16 protein-coding genes and 1 tRNA gene are annotated in these 12929 nt (G+C 69.5%); 6 read left to right on the top strand and 11 right to left on the bottom strand.

Annotation, left to right across the window (positions count from 1 at the left end):
• Positions 1-21: 21 nt before the first annotated feature.
• The 4 genes from ACIQCZ_RS22805 to ACIQCZ_RS22790 all read right to left on the bottom strand — a co-directional run bounded on the left by ACIQCZ_RS22805 (position 22) and on the right by ACIQCZ_RS22790 (position 2750).
• On the bottom strand, positions 22-669 hold the full coding sequence (locus ACIQCZ_RS22805; protein WP_402284537.1) for a uridine kinase: 648 nt from the start codon (positions 667-669) through the stop codon (positions 22-24).
• A gap of 10 nt (positions 670-679) precedes the next feature.
• Positions 680-1414, bottom strand: a complete 735-nt coding sequence (locus ACIQCZ_RS22800) for a nucleotidyltransferase domain-containing protein (protein ID WP_402284536.1) — start codon at positions 1412-1414, stop codon at positions 680-682.
• Between the two features lie 56 nt (positions 1415-1470).
• Positions 1471-1941 carry a cupin domain-containing protein gene (locus ACIQCZ_RS22795; RefSeq protein WP_402284535.1) on the bottom strand — a complete coding sequence of 157 codons (471 nt, stop codon included), beginning with the start codon at positions 1939-1941 and terminating at the stop codon, positions 1471-1473.
• A 140-nt stretch (positions 1942-2081) separates the two neighbouring features.
• Positions 2082-2750: a winged helix-turn-helix transcriptional regulator gene (locus ACIQCZ_RS22790; RefSeq protein ID WP_402284534.1), complete on the bottom strand. Its 669-nt coding sequence runs from the start codon at positions 2748-2750 to the stop codon at positions 2082-2084.
• An 86-nt stretch (positions 2751-2836) separates the two neighbouring features.
• Here ACIQCZ_RS22790 and ACIQCZ_RS22785 point away from each other — a divergent pair, with 86 nt between their 5' ends.
• Both ACIQCZ_RS22785 and ACIQCZ_RS22780 read left to right on the top strand, forming a co-directional pair.
• Complete coding sequence (locus tag ACIQCZ_RS22785) at positions 2837-4048, top strand: pyridoxal phosphate-dependent aminotransferase (protein ID WP_402284533.1); 1212 nt, start codon at positions 2837-2839, stop codon at positions 4046-4048.
• A gap of 4 nt (positions 4049-4052) precedes the next feature.
• Positions 4053-4679: a peptidase gene (locus tag ACIQCZ_RS22780; protein ID WP_402284532.1), complete on the top strand. Its 627-nt coding sequence runs from the start codon at positions 4053-4055 to the stop codon at positions 4677-4679.
• Positions 4680-4998: 319 nt separating this feature from the next.
• Here ACIQCZ_RS22780 and ACIQCZ_RS22775 read toward each other — a convergent pair.
• From ACIQCZ_RS22775 to ACIQCZ_RS22765, 3 genes are all read right to left on the bottom strand, one after another.
• Positions 4999-5084 (bottom strand) — tRNA-OTHER (locus ACIQCZ_RS22775).
• A gap of 31 nt (positions 5085-5115) precedes the next feature.
• Positions 5116-5847, bottom strand: a complete 732-nt coding sequence (locus ACIQCZ_RS22770) for a hypothetical protein (RefSeq protein WP_402284531.1) — start codon at positions 5845-5847, stop codon at positions 5116-5118.
• A gap of 182 nt (positions 5848-6029) precedes the next feature.
• Positions 6030-6185, bottom strand: a complete 156-nt coding sequence (locus tag ACIQCZ_RS22765; RefSeq protein ID WP_402284530.1) for a hypothetical protein — start codon at positions 6183-6185, stop codon at positions 6030-6032.
• 213 nt (positions 6186-6398) lie between these two features.
• On the opposite strand from ACIQCZ_RS22765, the gene ACIQCZ_RS22760 reads away from it, so the two are divergent.
• The 4 genes from ACIQCZ_RS22760 to ACIQCZ_RS22745 all read left to right on the top strand — a co-directional run bounded on the left by ACIQCZ_RS22760 (position 6399) and on the right by ACIQCZ_RS22745 (position 10846).
• A complete protein-coding gene (locus ACIQCZ_RS22760; protein ID WP_402284529.1) occupies positions 6399-6542 on the top strand; it encodes a hypothetical protein in 144 nt (47 codons plus the stop codon).
• 321 nt (positions 6543-6863) lie between these two features.
• Positions 6864-9014 (top strand): WD40 repeat domain-containing protein, encoded by a 2151-nt coding sequence (locus tag ACIQCZ_RS22755; RefSeq protein WP_402284528.1) that lies wholly within the window; start codon positions 6864-6866, stop codon positions 9012-9014.
• A gap of 217 nt (positions 9015-9231) precedes the next feature.
• On the top strand, positions 9232-9942 hold the full coding sequence (locus tag ACIQCZ_RS22750) for a DNA-3-methyladenine glycosylase (RefSeq protein ID WP_402284527.1): 711 nt from the start codon (positions 9232-9234) through the stop codon (positions 9940-9942).
• Positions 9943-10387: 445 nt separating this feature from the next.
• Positions 10388-10846, top strand: a complete 459-nt coding sequence (locus ACIQCZ_RS22745) for a MarR family winged helix-turn-helix transcriptional regulator (protein WP_402284526.1) — start codon at positions 10388-10390, stop codon at positions 10844-10846.
• 181 nt (positions 10847-11027) lie between these two features.
• Here ACIQCZ_RS22745 and ACIQCZ_RS22740 read toward each other — a convergent pair whose 3' ends face one another.
• The 4 genes from ACIQCZ_RS22740 to ACIQCZ_RS22725 form a co-directional block, all read right to left on the bottom strand.
• Positions 11028-11189 carry a hypothetical protein gene (locus tag ACIQCZ_RS22740; RefSeq protein ID WP_402284525.1) on the bottom strand — a complete coding sequence of 54 codons (162 nt, stop codon included), beginning with the start codon at positions 11187-11189 and terminating at the stop codon, positions 11028-11030.
• Between the two features lie 95 nt (positions 11190-11284).
• On the bottom strand, positions 11285-11611 hold the full coding sequence (locus tag ACIQCZ_RS22735; protein ID WP_402284524.1) for a hypothetical protein: 327 nt from the start codon (positions 11609-11611) through the stop codon (positions 11285-11287).
• Positions 11612-11829: 218 nt separating this feature from the next.
• A complete protein-coding gene (locus tag ACIQCZ_RS22730; RefSeq protein ID WP_402284523.1) occupies positions 11830-12168 on the bottom strand; it encodes a hypothetical protein in 339 nt (112 codons plus the stop codon).
• Positions 12165-12797, bottom strand: a complete 633-nt coding sequence (locus tag ACIQCZ_RS22725) for a SigE family RNA polymerase sigma factor (RefSeq protein WP_402284522.1) — start codon at positions 12795-12797, stop codon at positions 12165-12167. The genes ACIQCZ_RS22730 and ACIQCZ_RS22725 overlap by 4 nt, the downstream gene beginning before the upstream one ends.
• Between the last annotated feature and the right edge of the window lie 132 nt (positions 12798-12929).

The following is a 12929-nucleotide window of genomic DNA, read 5'->3' as shown; positions in this document are numbered from 1 at the left end:
GCGCACCACGGCTCCCGGCCCCTACTCCTCCCGTCGCCACCCGGTCCAGGCGGGGTGCAGCGGGTCGTCGGCCCGTACGACCGCGGCCGCGCGGCCGCCGGGCGCCACCTCGTCCTCGTACCGCGCGAAGGCGGGCAGGGTCCACCGCTCGCCCTCCTCGGTGCGTCGCCGCAGCGCGCCCGGCGACAACCGCAGATGGACGCTCAGATCGAACGGGAACCAGTGCCCCAGCAGCAGCGGGCCGTGCACCACCAGCACACCGCCCTCGGGCAGGGCCCGATACGGACTGCGCGTGGCACGGTCCGTCACCGGATCCCAGAGGTCGGGCAGCACCCGCCCGCTCCCGCCCGCCTCCAGCGGCCCGAACACCTCACGCCACAGCGCGCCCGTGTCGAACCAACTGTCGTAGTACGAGTCGGGGTCCTGTTTGCCGTACTCGTACCGTAGGCTCGCGGGCCGCAGGAACCCCTCGGTGGACACGACGAGCACCGCGCGTCCCCGGACCCGCAGCGCCTGCGCGACCTGTCCGGCCAGTTCCCCGGTACGGGCCGCCGGAGCGCCGTCCACGGCGACCTTCAGCCACGGGCTCGCGTCGGCCGGTCCCAGGCCGTCGGCGTGCGCGGCGAACTCTTCGGCCAGCCGCTCCCAGGTGATCGCTTCACATCGCACTCGACCATCATCACCCCTGCCCCGTGCGCCGGCCCCGGCCGTCCCCCTGGCCACGTTCTTCCTCATCGGCCCCCGCCAAGTGATCCCCGGCCAAGCGCATCACACGATCGGCGAGGGAGCGCAGGCCCGGTTCGCGGTCGGCGGCGGCTTCTGCGAGACGGCCGATGTCGGCGCACCACCGTCCGGTGACGGCGTCCGGCGCGTCGATACGCCGGTAGCCGCGCTCCAACAGGTCCCGGGCGGTCTGCGGCTGCCCGCGCAGTACGGCCTTTGTCGCGGCGACCGCGTTGGCCAGCGCGCTCGCCGGCCGCGACCAGTCGTCATCGTCCGTCGTGAGACCGTCCCGGTCGTGGCCGGCGGGCCGGGCGACCGATGCCACCCCGATCTCCAGATCCACACGCCAGAAGAGCGGAAGCCCGCGGAAGGCCGCAAAGAGCAGCCGCCGCTCACGGGAGTTCCGCAACTCGGGATCCGTACGCAGGGAATCGAGGGGCCGGACGGCTTCGAGCACCTCCACGGCGGCGGCGACACAGGCGTCGAAGCGGTCGTCCGGCACCGTCCAGACGAGGTCGATGTCGCTGTACGCATCGGCCGTTCCACGGGCGAGGGAGCCTTTCAGCTCAGCGCGCGAGCCGGGGCAGTGGGTGGCGAGCGCATGCAGCAGCGCCTGCGCGAACGCGTCGCGTCGCGCCGGATCCAGATCATCCGCGCTCTTCGCGTCGCCCTCCGGGCTCGCCGCGCCCACAGCCGTGCGCTCCCGTCGCGCGCGTCCACGGCCGTGCGCTCCCCTCGCCCCCGTACTCACTGCTTCTTCGCGCCGCAGTCCGCGGCGTCGGCGTCGTCGGAGAGCGCGCTGCCCTCGGGCAGCAGATAGGTCACCCAGAGCACGACGGGCTCGGTCCCCAGATTGCGTCCGATGTGGCGGTGACCGGTGCCGGACGGCTCGATGAAGGACGAGCCCGCCGGTGTCACCTCGACCGAGCAGTCGTCCAGAGTGCGCGTCAGCGTCCCGGACTTGACGACTGCGATCAGCTGTCCGCCGTGGGTGTGCCAGCCGGTGGAGCCGCCCGGCTCGACGGTGATGGTCCGAAAGGTCACATCCGTAGGGCCGTTCGGGGTCTTCACCTTCAGTTTCCCCGCCGATGTGCCCTGCGCGAGCACGGTGCCGCTCACCCCGCCGCCGGGTGTGGCGACGGCCGCCGACGGCACGAAGCCGAGCGCGGCCACACAGCCGCCCACGACCAGGGACTTGGCGAGTCGCCCCTGCCTCATCCGCGGTCCTCGGCTCCCCCGCCGCCCGCCGTCCCTCATGTGCGACTCCTCTGCCTCAGCGTCCCCGGAAGTGCCCAGGACATTCCGAACGCCCCAACGCTACCCCTGAGTTGATCGGCGGAACCCTCGCTGATCGACGGTCACCCGCCACGCAGTTCGGTGGCGAGCGGCCCATCGCCCGACACCTCGACACGTCCGTCCTCGACGGCCCCGGCGAGCGTCAGCTCACCCCGTCCGAGCGCCAGGCAGACCTCCACGTCGAGCGCGATACGGACATCGGCATGGGCGGCCGGGCCGTCCCCGTACACGGCGGCACCGCCCTCGGCGCCACCCGCTCGCACATGGAACACGCCCTCGTCCAGCCGGACTTCGACGACTCCCGGATTGGTCAGCCCGTCCAGCGCGCGCAGCAGCGGAAGCGCGAACCAGTGCGCCCGCACCGCGTCCGTGGGCCGCCGGTCGGTGAGCGCGGGCGCGCCCCACTCGGCGAGTGCGGCGAGCACGGGCAGCAGCCCGTGGCCGCGCTCCGTCAACTCGTACACCGAGGCGGCGGCGGGCGGCGGAAGCCGTCGGCGCGTGACCAGTCCGCTCTGCTCCATGTCCTTGAGCCGGGAGGCGAGGACGTCCGTACTGACACCCGGCAGGTCGGCGTGGAGGTCGGTGTAGCGGCGGGGGCCCGCCAGCAGTTCACGGACGATCAGCAGGGTCCACCGGTCGCCCACGAAGTCGAGGGAGCGTGCGGTGGCACAGAACTGGTCGTAACTCCGGCGGCGGGCCGGGCGGGTTGGGGACTGTGGCTGACGTGGCATGCGACGCAGTCTAGACATGTTGTTGGACTTTCCAAGCCCGAGCTTGGTAAAACCAAGTATCGCAATCAGGTCGGGGAGGCCACCGCATGGAATTCCGGCAGTCCAGCAAGCTCGACGAGGTCTGTTACGAGATCCGGGGCCCGGTCATCGAGCACGCCAACGCCCTGGAGGAGGCGGGCCACAGCGTCCTTCGCCTCAACACGGGCAACCCGGCACTCTTCGACTTCGAGGCGCCGGAGGAGGTCGTCCAGGACATGATCCGGATGCTTCCGCAGGCCCACGGCTACACCGATTCGCGCGGCATCCTGTCCGCCCGCCGGGCAGTGGCGCAGCGCTACCAGGCGATGGGGCTGGCGGACGTCGGGGTCGACGACATCTTCCTCGGCAACGGCGTCTCCGAGCTGATCTCCATGGCCGTCCAGGCGCTGCTGGAGGACGGCGACGAGGTGCTCGTCCCGTCCCCCGACTATCCGTTGTGGACCGCGGTGATCACCCTCGCGGGCGGCAAGGCCGTGCACTACACCTGTGACGAGGCCTCGGACTGGAACCCCGACCTCGCCGACATGGCCTCGAAGATCACCGACCGCACCAAGGCCGTCGTGATCATCAATCCGAACAACCCGACCGGCGCGGTCTATCCTCGCGAGGTCCTCGAAGGAATCCTCGATCTGGCGCGCAGGCACGGCCTGATGGTGTTCGCCGACGAGATCTACGACCAGATCCTCTACGACGACGCCGAGCACCACAGCGTGGCGGCCCTCGCTCCCGACCTGGTCTGCCTCACTTTCAGCGGCCTGTCGAAGACGTACCGCGTGGCGGGCTTCCGCTCCGGCTGGCTGGTGATCTCCGGACCGCAGGAGCACGCCCGCAGCTATCTGGAGGGGCTGACCACACTCGCCTCCATGCGTCTGTGCCCCAACGCGCCCGCGCAGTACGCCATTCAGGCGGCACTCGGCGGCCGGCAGTCGATCGGGGAACTGGTGGCGCCCGGCGGCAGGCTCTACGAGCAGCGCAACCGGGCCTGGGAGAAGCTGAACGAGATCCCCGGCGTGTCGTGCGTGAAGCCGAAGGGCGCGCTGTACGCGTTTCCGCGCATCGACCCGAAGGTGCATCGGATCGTCGACGACGAGAAGTTCGTCCTGGATCTGTTGTTGCGGGAGAAGATCCAGGTCGTGCAGGGCACGGGCTTCAACTGGCCGCGCCCCGACCACTTCCGGATCCTGACGCTCCCGTACGCTGACGATCTCGACGCGGCGATCAGCCGCATCGGCCGCTTCCTGACCGGATACCGCCAGTGATCGGATGCCCCCGGTGACCTGCCCAGCCTGCCGTGTTCCCGTCCACACCCAGTTCGCCTCGCCCGAACTCGTCGGCCCGATCGTGGAGGGCGGACTCGATCCGGCCACCGATCCTGCCTGGGCGGATTCGGGCGCGGCATCACCGGCCGAGTACGCGCGCTGGTCGGGACATCTCTGCGGTATGACCTGCCTGCGCATGGCGCTCGGCGCCGGGGCCCCGTCCCTGTTCGCACTGCGCGACGGGGCGCTCAAGTACGGCGCGTACACCGAGGATGCGGAAGGGGTGATCCGGGGCCTGATCTACGCCCCCTTCGCGCAGTACGCACGGGAGGCGCACGGCCTCGACGCCACGGTCCACCGCCATCTCTCGACGCAGGAGATCCTCGGCCTGCTGGACGGCGGCCGGACGGTCATGGCCTCGGTGCACCCCGGCATCCGGCATCCGCAGCGGCCCGCTCCGGGGCGGGGCGGGCATCTGGTGCTGCTGACGTCCCGTACGGCCGACGGCACCGGCGTCCATTTCCACAACCCGTCCGGCACGACGGCGGGGACGCGGGCCGGGGAGCTTGCGCTGCCCGACTTCGAGGGTTTCTTCGCGGGGCGCGGTGTGTCGATGCCCGCGGTGGCGTGAGCGGGACGCCCGCGGAAACGGGAGCGGGCCCGGGGGCGTAGCCGGCCCCCGAGCCCTGTAGATGCCACCCATACGGCACGCCGACACTTTTAAGGACCCGTGTCAGGTTTATGTCGTCGCGTCCTGCCTTTAGACGACCGCAGATCGAAGCTCCGCGGGCCGGAGTCGAACCGGCATCTCGACGCCCATGGGCACGGGCCCGATTGATTCGGCGATCGGTGGCGAATGCTGAGTCTGGAGCAAGAGTCTGAGATTGATCGCGGTCTGCCTCTGCCATTTGGGCCACCCCGGCCCGTCCGTGTGCGGGGAACGCACCGAATGCCGGGGGGAGGACTCGAACCTCCACTGGAACCGCGTCGTCACGACAAGCCTCAGTTTCAGCTTGCGCTCCTCGCGCACCCCGGCCGTAATGAACGGCCGGGGAATCCATGGTCGGTCACCCGAAGAGGTAACCGAATACCGCATCACCCACCCGCTGGTCGCTGACGTCCATGCCGTTGGCCTCCTCACGGGCGAACTTCACGGCCTGCTGGAGCTTCTCCACCCGGTCCAGCAGTTCATTGACCCGTCGCGCGGGAAGGGCTCCGGAGAACTTCACCGTCGTCCAGTACCCGATCGGAATGTCCTCGTAGTACACCTCGACCTGCGCCGGATGCTTGTCGGTGGCCTCCGCCTTCACGTGGTTGCGGGGCACCTTCTTCGTACGGAGGGTCTTCACCGGCTCGGTCTTCCAGGAGTCCGTAGACGGGTCCTGCGTCCAGGCCTCGGAGGCGTCGAGCACCGGAAGCTTGCGGACAAAGGTGGTGAGGTCCGTCAGCTGCTTCTCCAGGAAGAGCAGGTACGACACCGGCACCTCGCTCACGAGCACCCGTCCGTCGACCTTCACGTCCGCGCGGGCCGAGCAGTTCGCCCAGTCCTTCGTGGCGGTCACATCGAAGAGCCGGGTCAGGGTCGTCGCGGTCTCCCGCAGCACGTCCTCGGCCTTGATCTGCACCAGGGTCGACTCGGGCGGCAGCTGCTCGCCCTCCTCGTCCTTGGGCTGATACGTCCGGGAGATCCCGGCCAGCAGACCGGTCTTCTGGAGGCCGTGATGCGCCGCCGTCAGGTCCTGGTGAGCCTTGGCCTTGACGCCCTTCTCCACTGCGATGATCTGATTGAGTTTCGCCACGTCGAAGAACCTATCAACGCCAAGTCCCGCAGAACTACCGGATTTTGCGGAGCCAGCCCTGCGAACGGACCGCCCGCACCATGGAGGACCCGATATGTCTTTCGCGGTCCTGCGAGAGGACCGCTGGCCTCCGGGCCCGGCACGGCTGTTGCCCCCTGTCGAAGTTGATGACCTGGGGGGTGTCACCGGGCCCGAGGGGTGCCGTCGGAGACGCTGATCAGAGGTCCGACCACCGCCTGGCCTGGCGCAATGCCCGACCGCTCGCGGGCGGCAGGTTCCGCGTCGAGGACCTGTTCTGCGCCCGCCGCCACCGCGCCGTCCGCCTCGGGACGGCTCACTGGCCCGAAGGCCACCTCTGCGCCGCCTGCTACGACCACGCGCTGGAGGCCTTCGGTGCCTGCGTCACCTGCGGTGCTGAGCGGTTGACTCCCGGCCTCGCGCCGGACGGTGGCAAGCTCTGCACCGACTGCGCCGGCAGCCTCGGCGACTTCACTTGCGAACAGTGTGGACGAGAAGCAAGGCGCTACCGGCGAGGAATCTGCGGCCAATGTGTGCTGACCGAACGCCTCCACGACCTCCTTGACAGCGGCACCGGCTCCATCCGCGCCGAGCTGTTTCCGAGGTTTGACGCCCTGCGGCAGACGCGCCGCCCGAAGGGCGCCCTGACCTGGACGAGTAACAACTCGCGCGAATAGGCCGGTCGGGGTGATCGATTGGGGCCGTGCTGCAGTCCGGCAGTCGTTACTCAATGTGATCATTGCGTGTGGTTGGGGCGGTCAGCGCTGTAGGCTTGGGGGTACGGTACTGACGCCCGTGGCCGGGCTGGTGGCTGGTGGCTGGTGGCTGGTAGCAAGGGTGCGTAGAAGTACTCGACTTCGTTCCCGGTGCGTGCTTGGGGGGCGGGTTGGTGCGTGGGGGCGGGTACCGTGCCAATCATGTCTGACGAACTCCAAAGCAATAGCCCGGGTCATGAAGTTGCCGTGACGGGTGGGTGGTTGGCCGATCCGGAGTGGCTGGTGAACACCGATCCGGAGCGGGGCATGGCGATGCTCGACGGTGCCTTGGGGCCGGAGGAGCTGTTGGCAGCGGCGGTGTACCGGGCTTCTGCGCACCTGCACCAGGGTGCGGAGAGCTGGGTGCGGCGGCAGTTGCTGGGGCTGGACGCCGCCCGGTACGGAGACGTGGCGTTGTCGGCGCGGATCGCGGCTGTGCCGGTGGCGGGCAAACCGACAGCGCCATGGGGGGTGGAATGGGCCACGGGTGGCCTGGTTTCATCGCGGTTCCGGCATGCCCTCACGGGCCACGTCGACTTCGTGCAGGCGGTAGCGACCACGTCGTTGGACGGCCGTCCGGTCGCGGTCACCGGCAGTTGGGACAGAACGGTGCGGGTGTGGGACCTGGCCAGCGGGAAGCAGATCGGTGAACCCCTCACCGGCCACACCGGCACGGTCTGTGCCGTGGCCACAACGGTGCTGGACGGTCGACCCATCGCCGTCAGCGGCGGCGATGACGATACCGCGCGGGTGTGGGACCTGACCACAGGGAAGCAGATCGGCGAACCCCTCACGGGCCACGCTCACCCGGTGTGGGCGGTGGCGACGGCGATGGTGGACGGGCGCCCGGTCGCCGTCACCGGTAGCTGTGACAAGAAGGTGCGAATGTGGGACCTGACCACCAGGCAGCCCATCGGCAAACCCCTGACCGGCCACACCAACGATGTGTGGGCGGTGGCGACGGCGATGGTGGACGGGCGCCCGGTCGCCGTCACGGGCGGCGGTGACAAGAAAGTGCGAGTGTGGGATCTGGCTGACGGCCAGCAAGTGGGCGAGCCTCTCACCGGCCACACCGACGTGGTGCGTGCGGTGGCTACCGCGGTCCTGGACGGCCGCCCGGTCGCCGTCACCGGGAGTGACGACGCCACGGTGCGGCTGTGGGATCTGACCACTGGCCAGCAGGTCGGCGAGCCTCTCGCCGGCCACACTCACTGGGTGTATGCGGTTGCGACGGCGATCGTGGACGGTCGATGTGTCGCCGTGACCGGCAGCGTCGATGGGACGGTGCGGGTGTGGGACCTGGCCACCGGGCAGCCCGTCGGCGAACCGCTCACCGGCCACACCGGCTGGGTACTCGGGGCGGCGACAGCAGTGGTCGATGGCCGACCCGTCGCCGTCACCGGCGGTCGGGATGACGTGTTGCGAGTGTGGAACCTGGCCACTGGCCAGCCCGCTGGCAATCCCGTGACCAGCCATACCGGCGCGGTGCTCGGGGCGGCGACAGCGACGGTGGACGGACGCTGCGTCGCTGTCACCGGCAGCGCCGACGAGACGGTGCGGATGTGGGACCCGACGACTGGCCGGCCCGTCGGTGAACCCCTTGTGGGTCACACCGGCTGGGTGTGCGCGGTGGCGACGGCAGTGGTCAACGGCCGACCGGTCGCCGTCACCGGCAGCTGGGACAAGAAGGTGCGGGTGTGGAACCTGATCACCGGCAGACCCCTCGGCAGGCCCCTGGCCGGGCATACCGGCATCGTGCTCGGGGTGGCGACGGCGATGGTCGACGGCCGGCCCGTCGCCGTCACCGGCAGCTTCGATGGCATGCGAATATGGGACCTGACCACCAGGAAGCCGTCCGGCGAACCCCTCGCCCACGTCGGCTCGGTGGATGCGCTGGCGACCGCGTCGCTGGACGGCCGGCCCGTCGCCGTCACCGGCAACGAGGACCATACGGTGCGGATATGGGACTTGACCACCCGGCAGCAGGTCGGTGAACCCCTCACCGGCCACACCGACATGGTTGGTGTGCTCGCGACGACGGTGATCGACAAGCGACCCGTCGCCGTCACCGGCAGCAAGGACAACACGGCGCGGGTGTGGGACTTGACCACCGGCCAGCAGATCGGCGAGCCTCTTGCCGGCCACACCGGCGGAGTACGCTCCGTGACAACGGCGGTGCTCGATGGCCGGCCGGTCGCCGTCACCGGCAGCCGGGACCGTATGGTCCGGGTGTGGGACCTGACCACCGGCGAGCAGGTCACCTCCCGCCTCTGGTCCTTCCCCGAGTCTGTCGGGGCGTTGCTGGTGGTGCCAGGCAGCGGGCTACTGGTCGGTTTCGACAGGGAATTCGCCTTCTTCTCCGCCCCGTTGACCGCGCCCGAGCAGACACCGTAGTGCCGGATCGGGTGGACAGCACGCGTCACCAGGGACAGCAGGAACGTGCCGCCCGCCGGAGAGCCGACCGCACCCGTGGTGCGGTCGCCGTGGGTTGGCTGGGTACAGGGTCGGGGCCTGATCACGGGACACGGGGTACGTGGAAGTACGCAGCTTCGGTCCCGGCGCCCGCCTGAGACGGGTTGGTTGAGGTTGCGCGGAGGTTACCCTTTCGGTCATGTCTGACGATCTTCAAAGCGGTGGCCCATGCCGTGAGGACGCACTGGCGGATGGCTACCATCCGCTCGGCCGTGAATTCTTCGACCGTCATGTTGCCGAGGTCGCACCCGACTTGCTGGGCCGCGTCCTCGTCTGCACGCTGCCCGAGGGAACGATCGCCCTGCGCCTTACCGAAGTCGAGGCGTACAACGGCCGGGACGACCCCGGCTCACATGCCTACCGGGGCCGCACCCCGCGCAATGAGGTCATGTTCGGGCCGCCCGGCCATATCTACGTCTACTTCACCTACGGTATGCACTTCTGCATGAACCTCGTCACCAGCCAGGACGGACACTCCTCGGCCGTGCTACTGCGCGCGGGCGAGGTCCTGGACGGTGTCGAACTTGCCCGCAAGCGTCGCCCCACCGCGCGCCGGGACCATGAACTCGCCCGGGGCCCCGCCAGACTGACCGTGGCCCTCGGCGTCAAGGGGAACTTCAACGGAGCCGATGCCTGCGGAGACGGCATACCCTTCAACGTTCTGACCGGCACACCCGCCGCCACCGCGCTCATCCGCACTGGCCCGCGCACCGGCGTCTCCGGCGCGGGCGCAACCACCCCCTGGCGCTTCTGGATTGACGGCGACCCCACCGTCAGCCCCTACCGCGCCCACGTCCCCAGACGGAAACCGACCGGCCGGCCGACCGGCACCCTACTCCCCAACGAATGACACACCTTTCGCCACCTGGCACATCCAGCGCCGCCTGAACACCCTGTCTGGCCGCGGCCCACTCACCGGCAAGCAGATCCAGCAGGCTTCGCAGTGAAATCCACCTGGCGACCGCCTTCCTCGATCAACTTGCCAAGCGTGGAAGGGCCCTCACCGACTGCACACAAGCTGATGTCGACGCCTGGTACACGGGCGGCTATGTCGCCCGGCACCTCACCCACGCCTCCTGCGGTGGTCAATACGGTCCAAACGCATGCCGAAGGTCGCCGTCCCGCACCCCTCGCCGCGCTGGAGGGCGGGGCGCCAGTGACCGGTTGCCGGCCCATGAGCAACAAGTAGGCGACCTCTCGGACGAATCAACCGGTACGCCCTTGACCTCAAGTCCAGTTGAGTTTCTACGGTCGATCTCGTCGAACCGACTCAGACAACGACAGGGGTTTCGGCCATGAAGTATTCGCACAGTGACACCGACCTGGTCAAGCAGCCCATCGGCTACTGGAGTTGGGCGGCCTATAAGGCCGTCATCGCCAGAACCCGGGCCGCCCTCGCCGGGATCGGCACCACCCAACCGCAATGGTGGGCCCTCGCACAGGTGGCAAGGGCCGACTCCGTCAAGACCCGTGACGAAGTGTCCCGCCTCCTTCGGCACTACCTCGACGTCGGCCCGGAAACCATGGAGTCGGAGATCGACACGATCATCGCCCAGGGCTGGATCACCGAGGATGCCGAGGGACGCCTGGGTATCACGGCTGACGGCAGGGGGTTCTACGACAAGGCCGCGGCCCTTCAGAACGAGCTCTGGGCGGAACGGCACGCGGGTATCTCCGACGAGGAGTACCTGACCACCCTCAAGGTGTTGCAGCGGTTCATCCATAACACGGGCGGGCAAGCTTGGCACCACTAAGGACTGTCCCGTAACCCCTGGCGGGCGCACGACGACACCTACGGCACCTCGCCGCGTTGTCGGAACATCCGCATACATCCAGTATGCGGACGTCCCTACGCCTTGCGATGCACCGCATCCGACGCCGCGCGCTGCTCCACCAGGGGTTACGGGACAGCCCTTAGTGTTACGGCCGGTGTTTTCACGGTGAGTGAGTTCGTGCAGCTCGGGCACGGTAGTGGCTGGTCCGGGCCAGGATCTGGTGGCGGGTGCGCCAGCGGTGCCAGTGCATGGCCGACCAGGTCCGTGCGGCGCGGGCGGGGGCGAGGACGATTCGGTCGTACAGGCGGCGGATCTCATTCACGGTCGGAGCCCGGGTGTCGGCGGCCGCCGGGATATCAGCCGACTCCGGACGGCGACCAGGAAGGCCATGGCGAGCATGCACACGGTTGCGTGCCGCTACCAGGAGCACCGCTTGCGCACCTCGTGCTCGTCCAGCCCCACCTGCCCCTTGGCCACCTGGAACGACTCCTCCACCATCCAGCGCTGCCCGGCGGCCGTCACCAGCGCGGCCAGAGTCGCGCCGGGGCCGGTGGACATGTTCTCGCGCGGCACCTCGCTCAGCAGCCCGCGCACCATCGCCCGCAGGTTCTCCCGCGAGGCTGGACGCGCGAACACATCGTCCACCGAGGCGCACGGCGCTTCCAACTCCCCATCCAGTGACCGGATCTCGAACTCGTGCAGCTCACCCGTCTGCACCACGCCCAGCGTCAACATCAGTCCCACGAATGGAGCAACGAGGCACCCGCCGTCACGTCACGTGAACAACCGGCTGTAGTACTAGTGCCGTGACCGGCAATGTTTGCCCCGTAAGGAGTGTCGTCCAGTGCGTGCGATCGCAAGGCGGCCGGAAGTCCTTGTAGCGGAGCTACCAGGATTTTTGGCCAACGCCGCGAGCGTGCGTGCTGGACGGCGCGACGGGGCAAAGCTTGCCGGGAGGGGCACTAGGGTCCGGACGCGACGGCGGAGGGCACCGGGTGCGGGACAGTGGAGGGCACCGGGTGCGGGACGGTGGAGGTAGGGGCGACGGTGGGGCTGGAATGTCGTGCGGGCGGTGCCGGGCGGAGGCGGTCCGGGCTGTTGGAGGACAGCAGCAGGACGACGGCGGCTGCGGCCGCCGCGGTGGCGGCGACGGCAACGGACAGCACCTGCCGAACCCGGCGTGTGCCCCAGGTACTTCCGGTGGGCGGGCGGGCCGGTGACAGGTCGTGGGCGCTGATGAGCCGCCCGCGCGCTTCAAGCGCAGCACGCAGCCGTTCCTCGAGCGGCGCCCGATTACTCATCGGTCCTCCTCCAAAAGTTTCTCCAGAGTGGCGAGCGCGCGGCTCGCGGTCGACTTAACGGTGCCACGGGACACGCCGAGGGTCTCTGCGATCTGCGCCTCGGTCAGGTCGGACCAGTAACGCAGGACGAGTACCTCGCGCTGGCGTCCGGTGAGCTGCGCCAGCGCGTCGAAGACCTCCCGGTGCTCCTCGGCGAGCAGCAGCAGCTCGTCGACCGACGCCCCCGGGCCCTGGTACGGCGGGGTGTACGCGCGCGCGGTGCGCCGCCGACGCAGCACCGAGCGGGCGGCGTTGACCACCGCGGTGTGGAGGTAGGCATGCGCGTCCTGGAGGTCGTCCAGCCGTTCGCCGTGCCGACGGCAGACGGCGGCGAAGGCATCCTGGACGACGTCCTCGGCGGTGTGCAGGTCGTCCACCAGGAAGGCCGCCAGCCGGACCATGTCGAGCCGCCGGGTCCGGTACAGATCGGCGAGTGTGGGGGAATCTTCCTCGCCGTCCCGGTCGGCCACCGAACGCAGGTGCCGGAATCGTCGGCCGGGGTGCGGCGCGCCCGACGCCGGAGCGGAGGAGGTCGTCCGGGCGCGGCGCAGTAGCCGGGCCCACCAGGGCAGGGCAAGGGTGAGCTGCATTGTCCTCGTTCACATCAGCAGTACGGCGGGGCCGGCTCCGGTCCGGCCCCGCCACACGTATGGTCGGCGGCTCAGCGGCCGGTGTTACCCGGGTAGGGCTTGCCGTTCGCGTCACCCGGGACCGGAATCGGG

Origin of the sequence: Streptomyces sp. NPDC093149 (assembly GCF_044754145.1) — a bacterium.
In the GTDB taxonomy this organism is placed as follows: Bacteria; Actinomycetota; Actinomycetes; order Streptomycetales; family Streptomycetaceae; genus Streptomyces.
The sequence above is the reverse complement of the archived record's forward strand: the minus strand, read 5'-3'. Positions and strand labels throughout refer to the sequence as shown.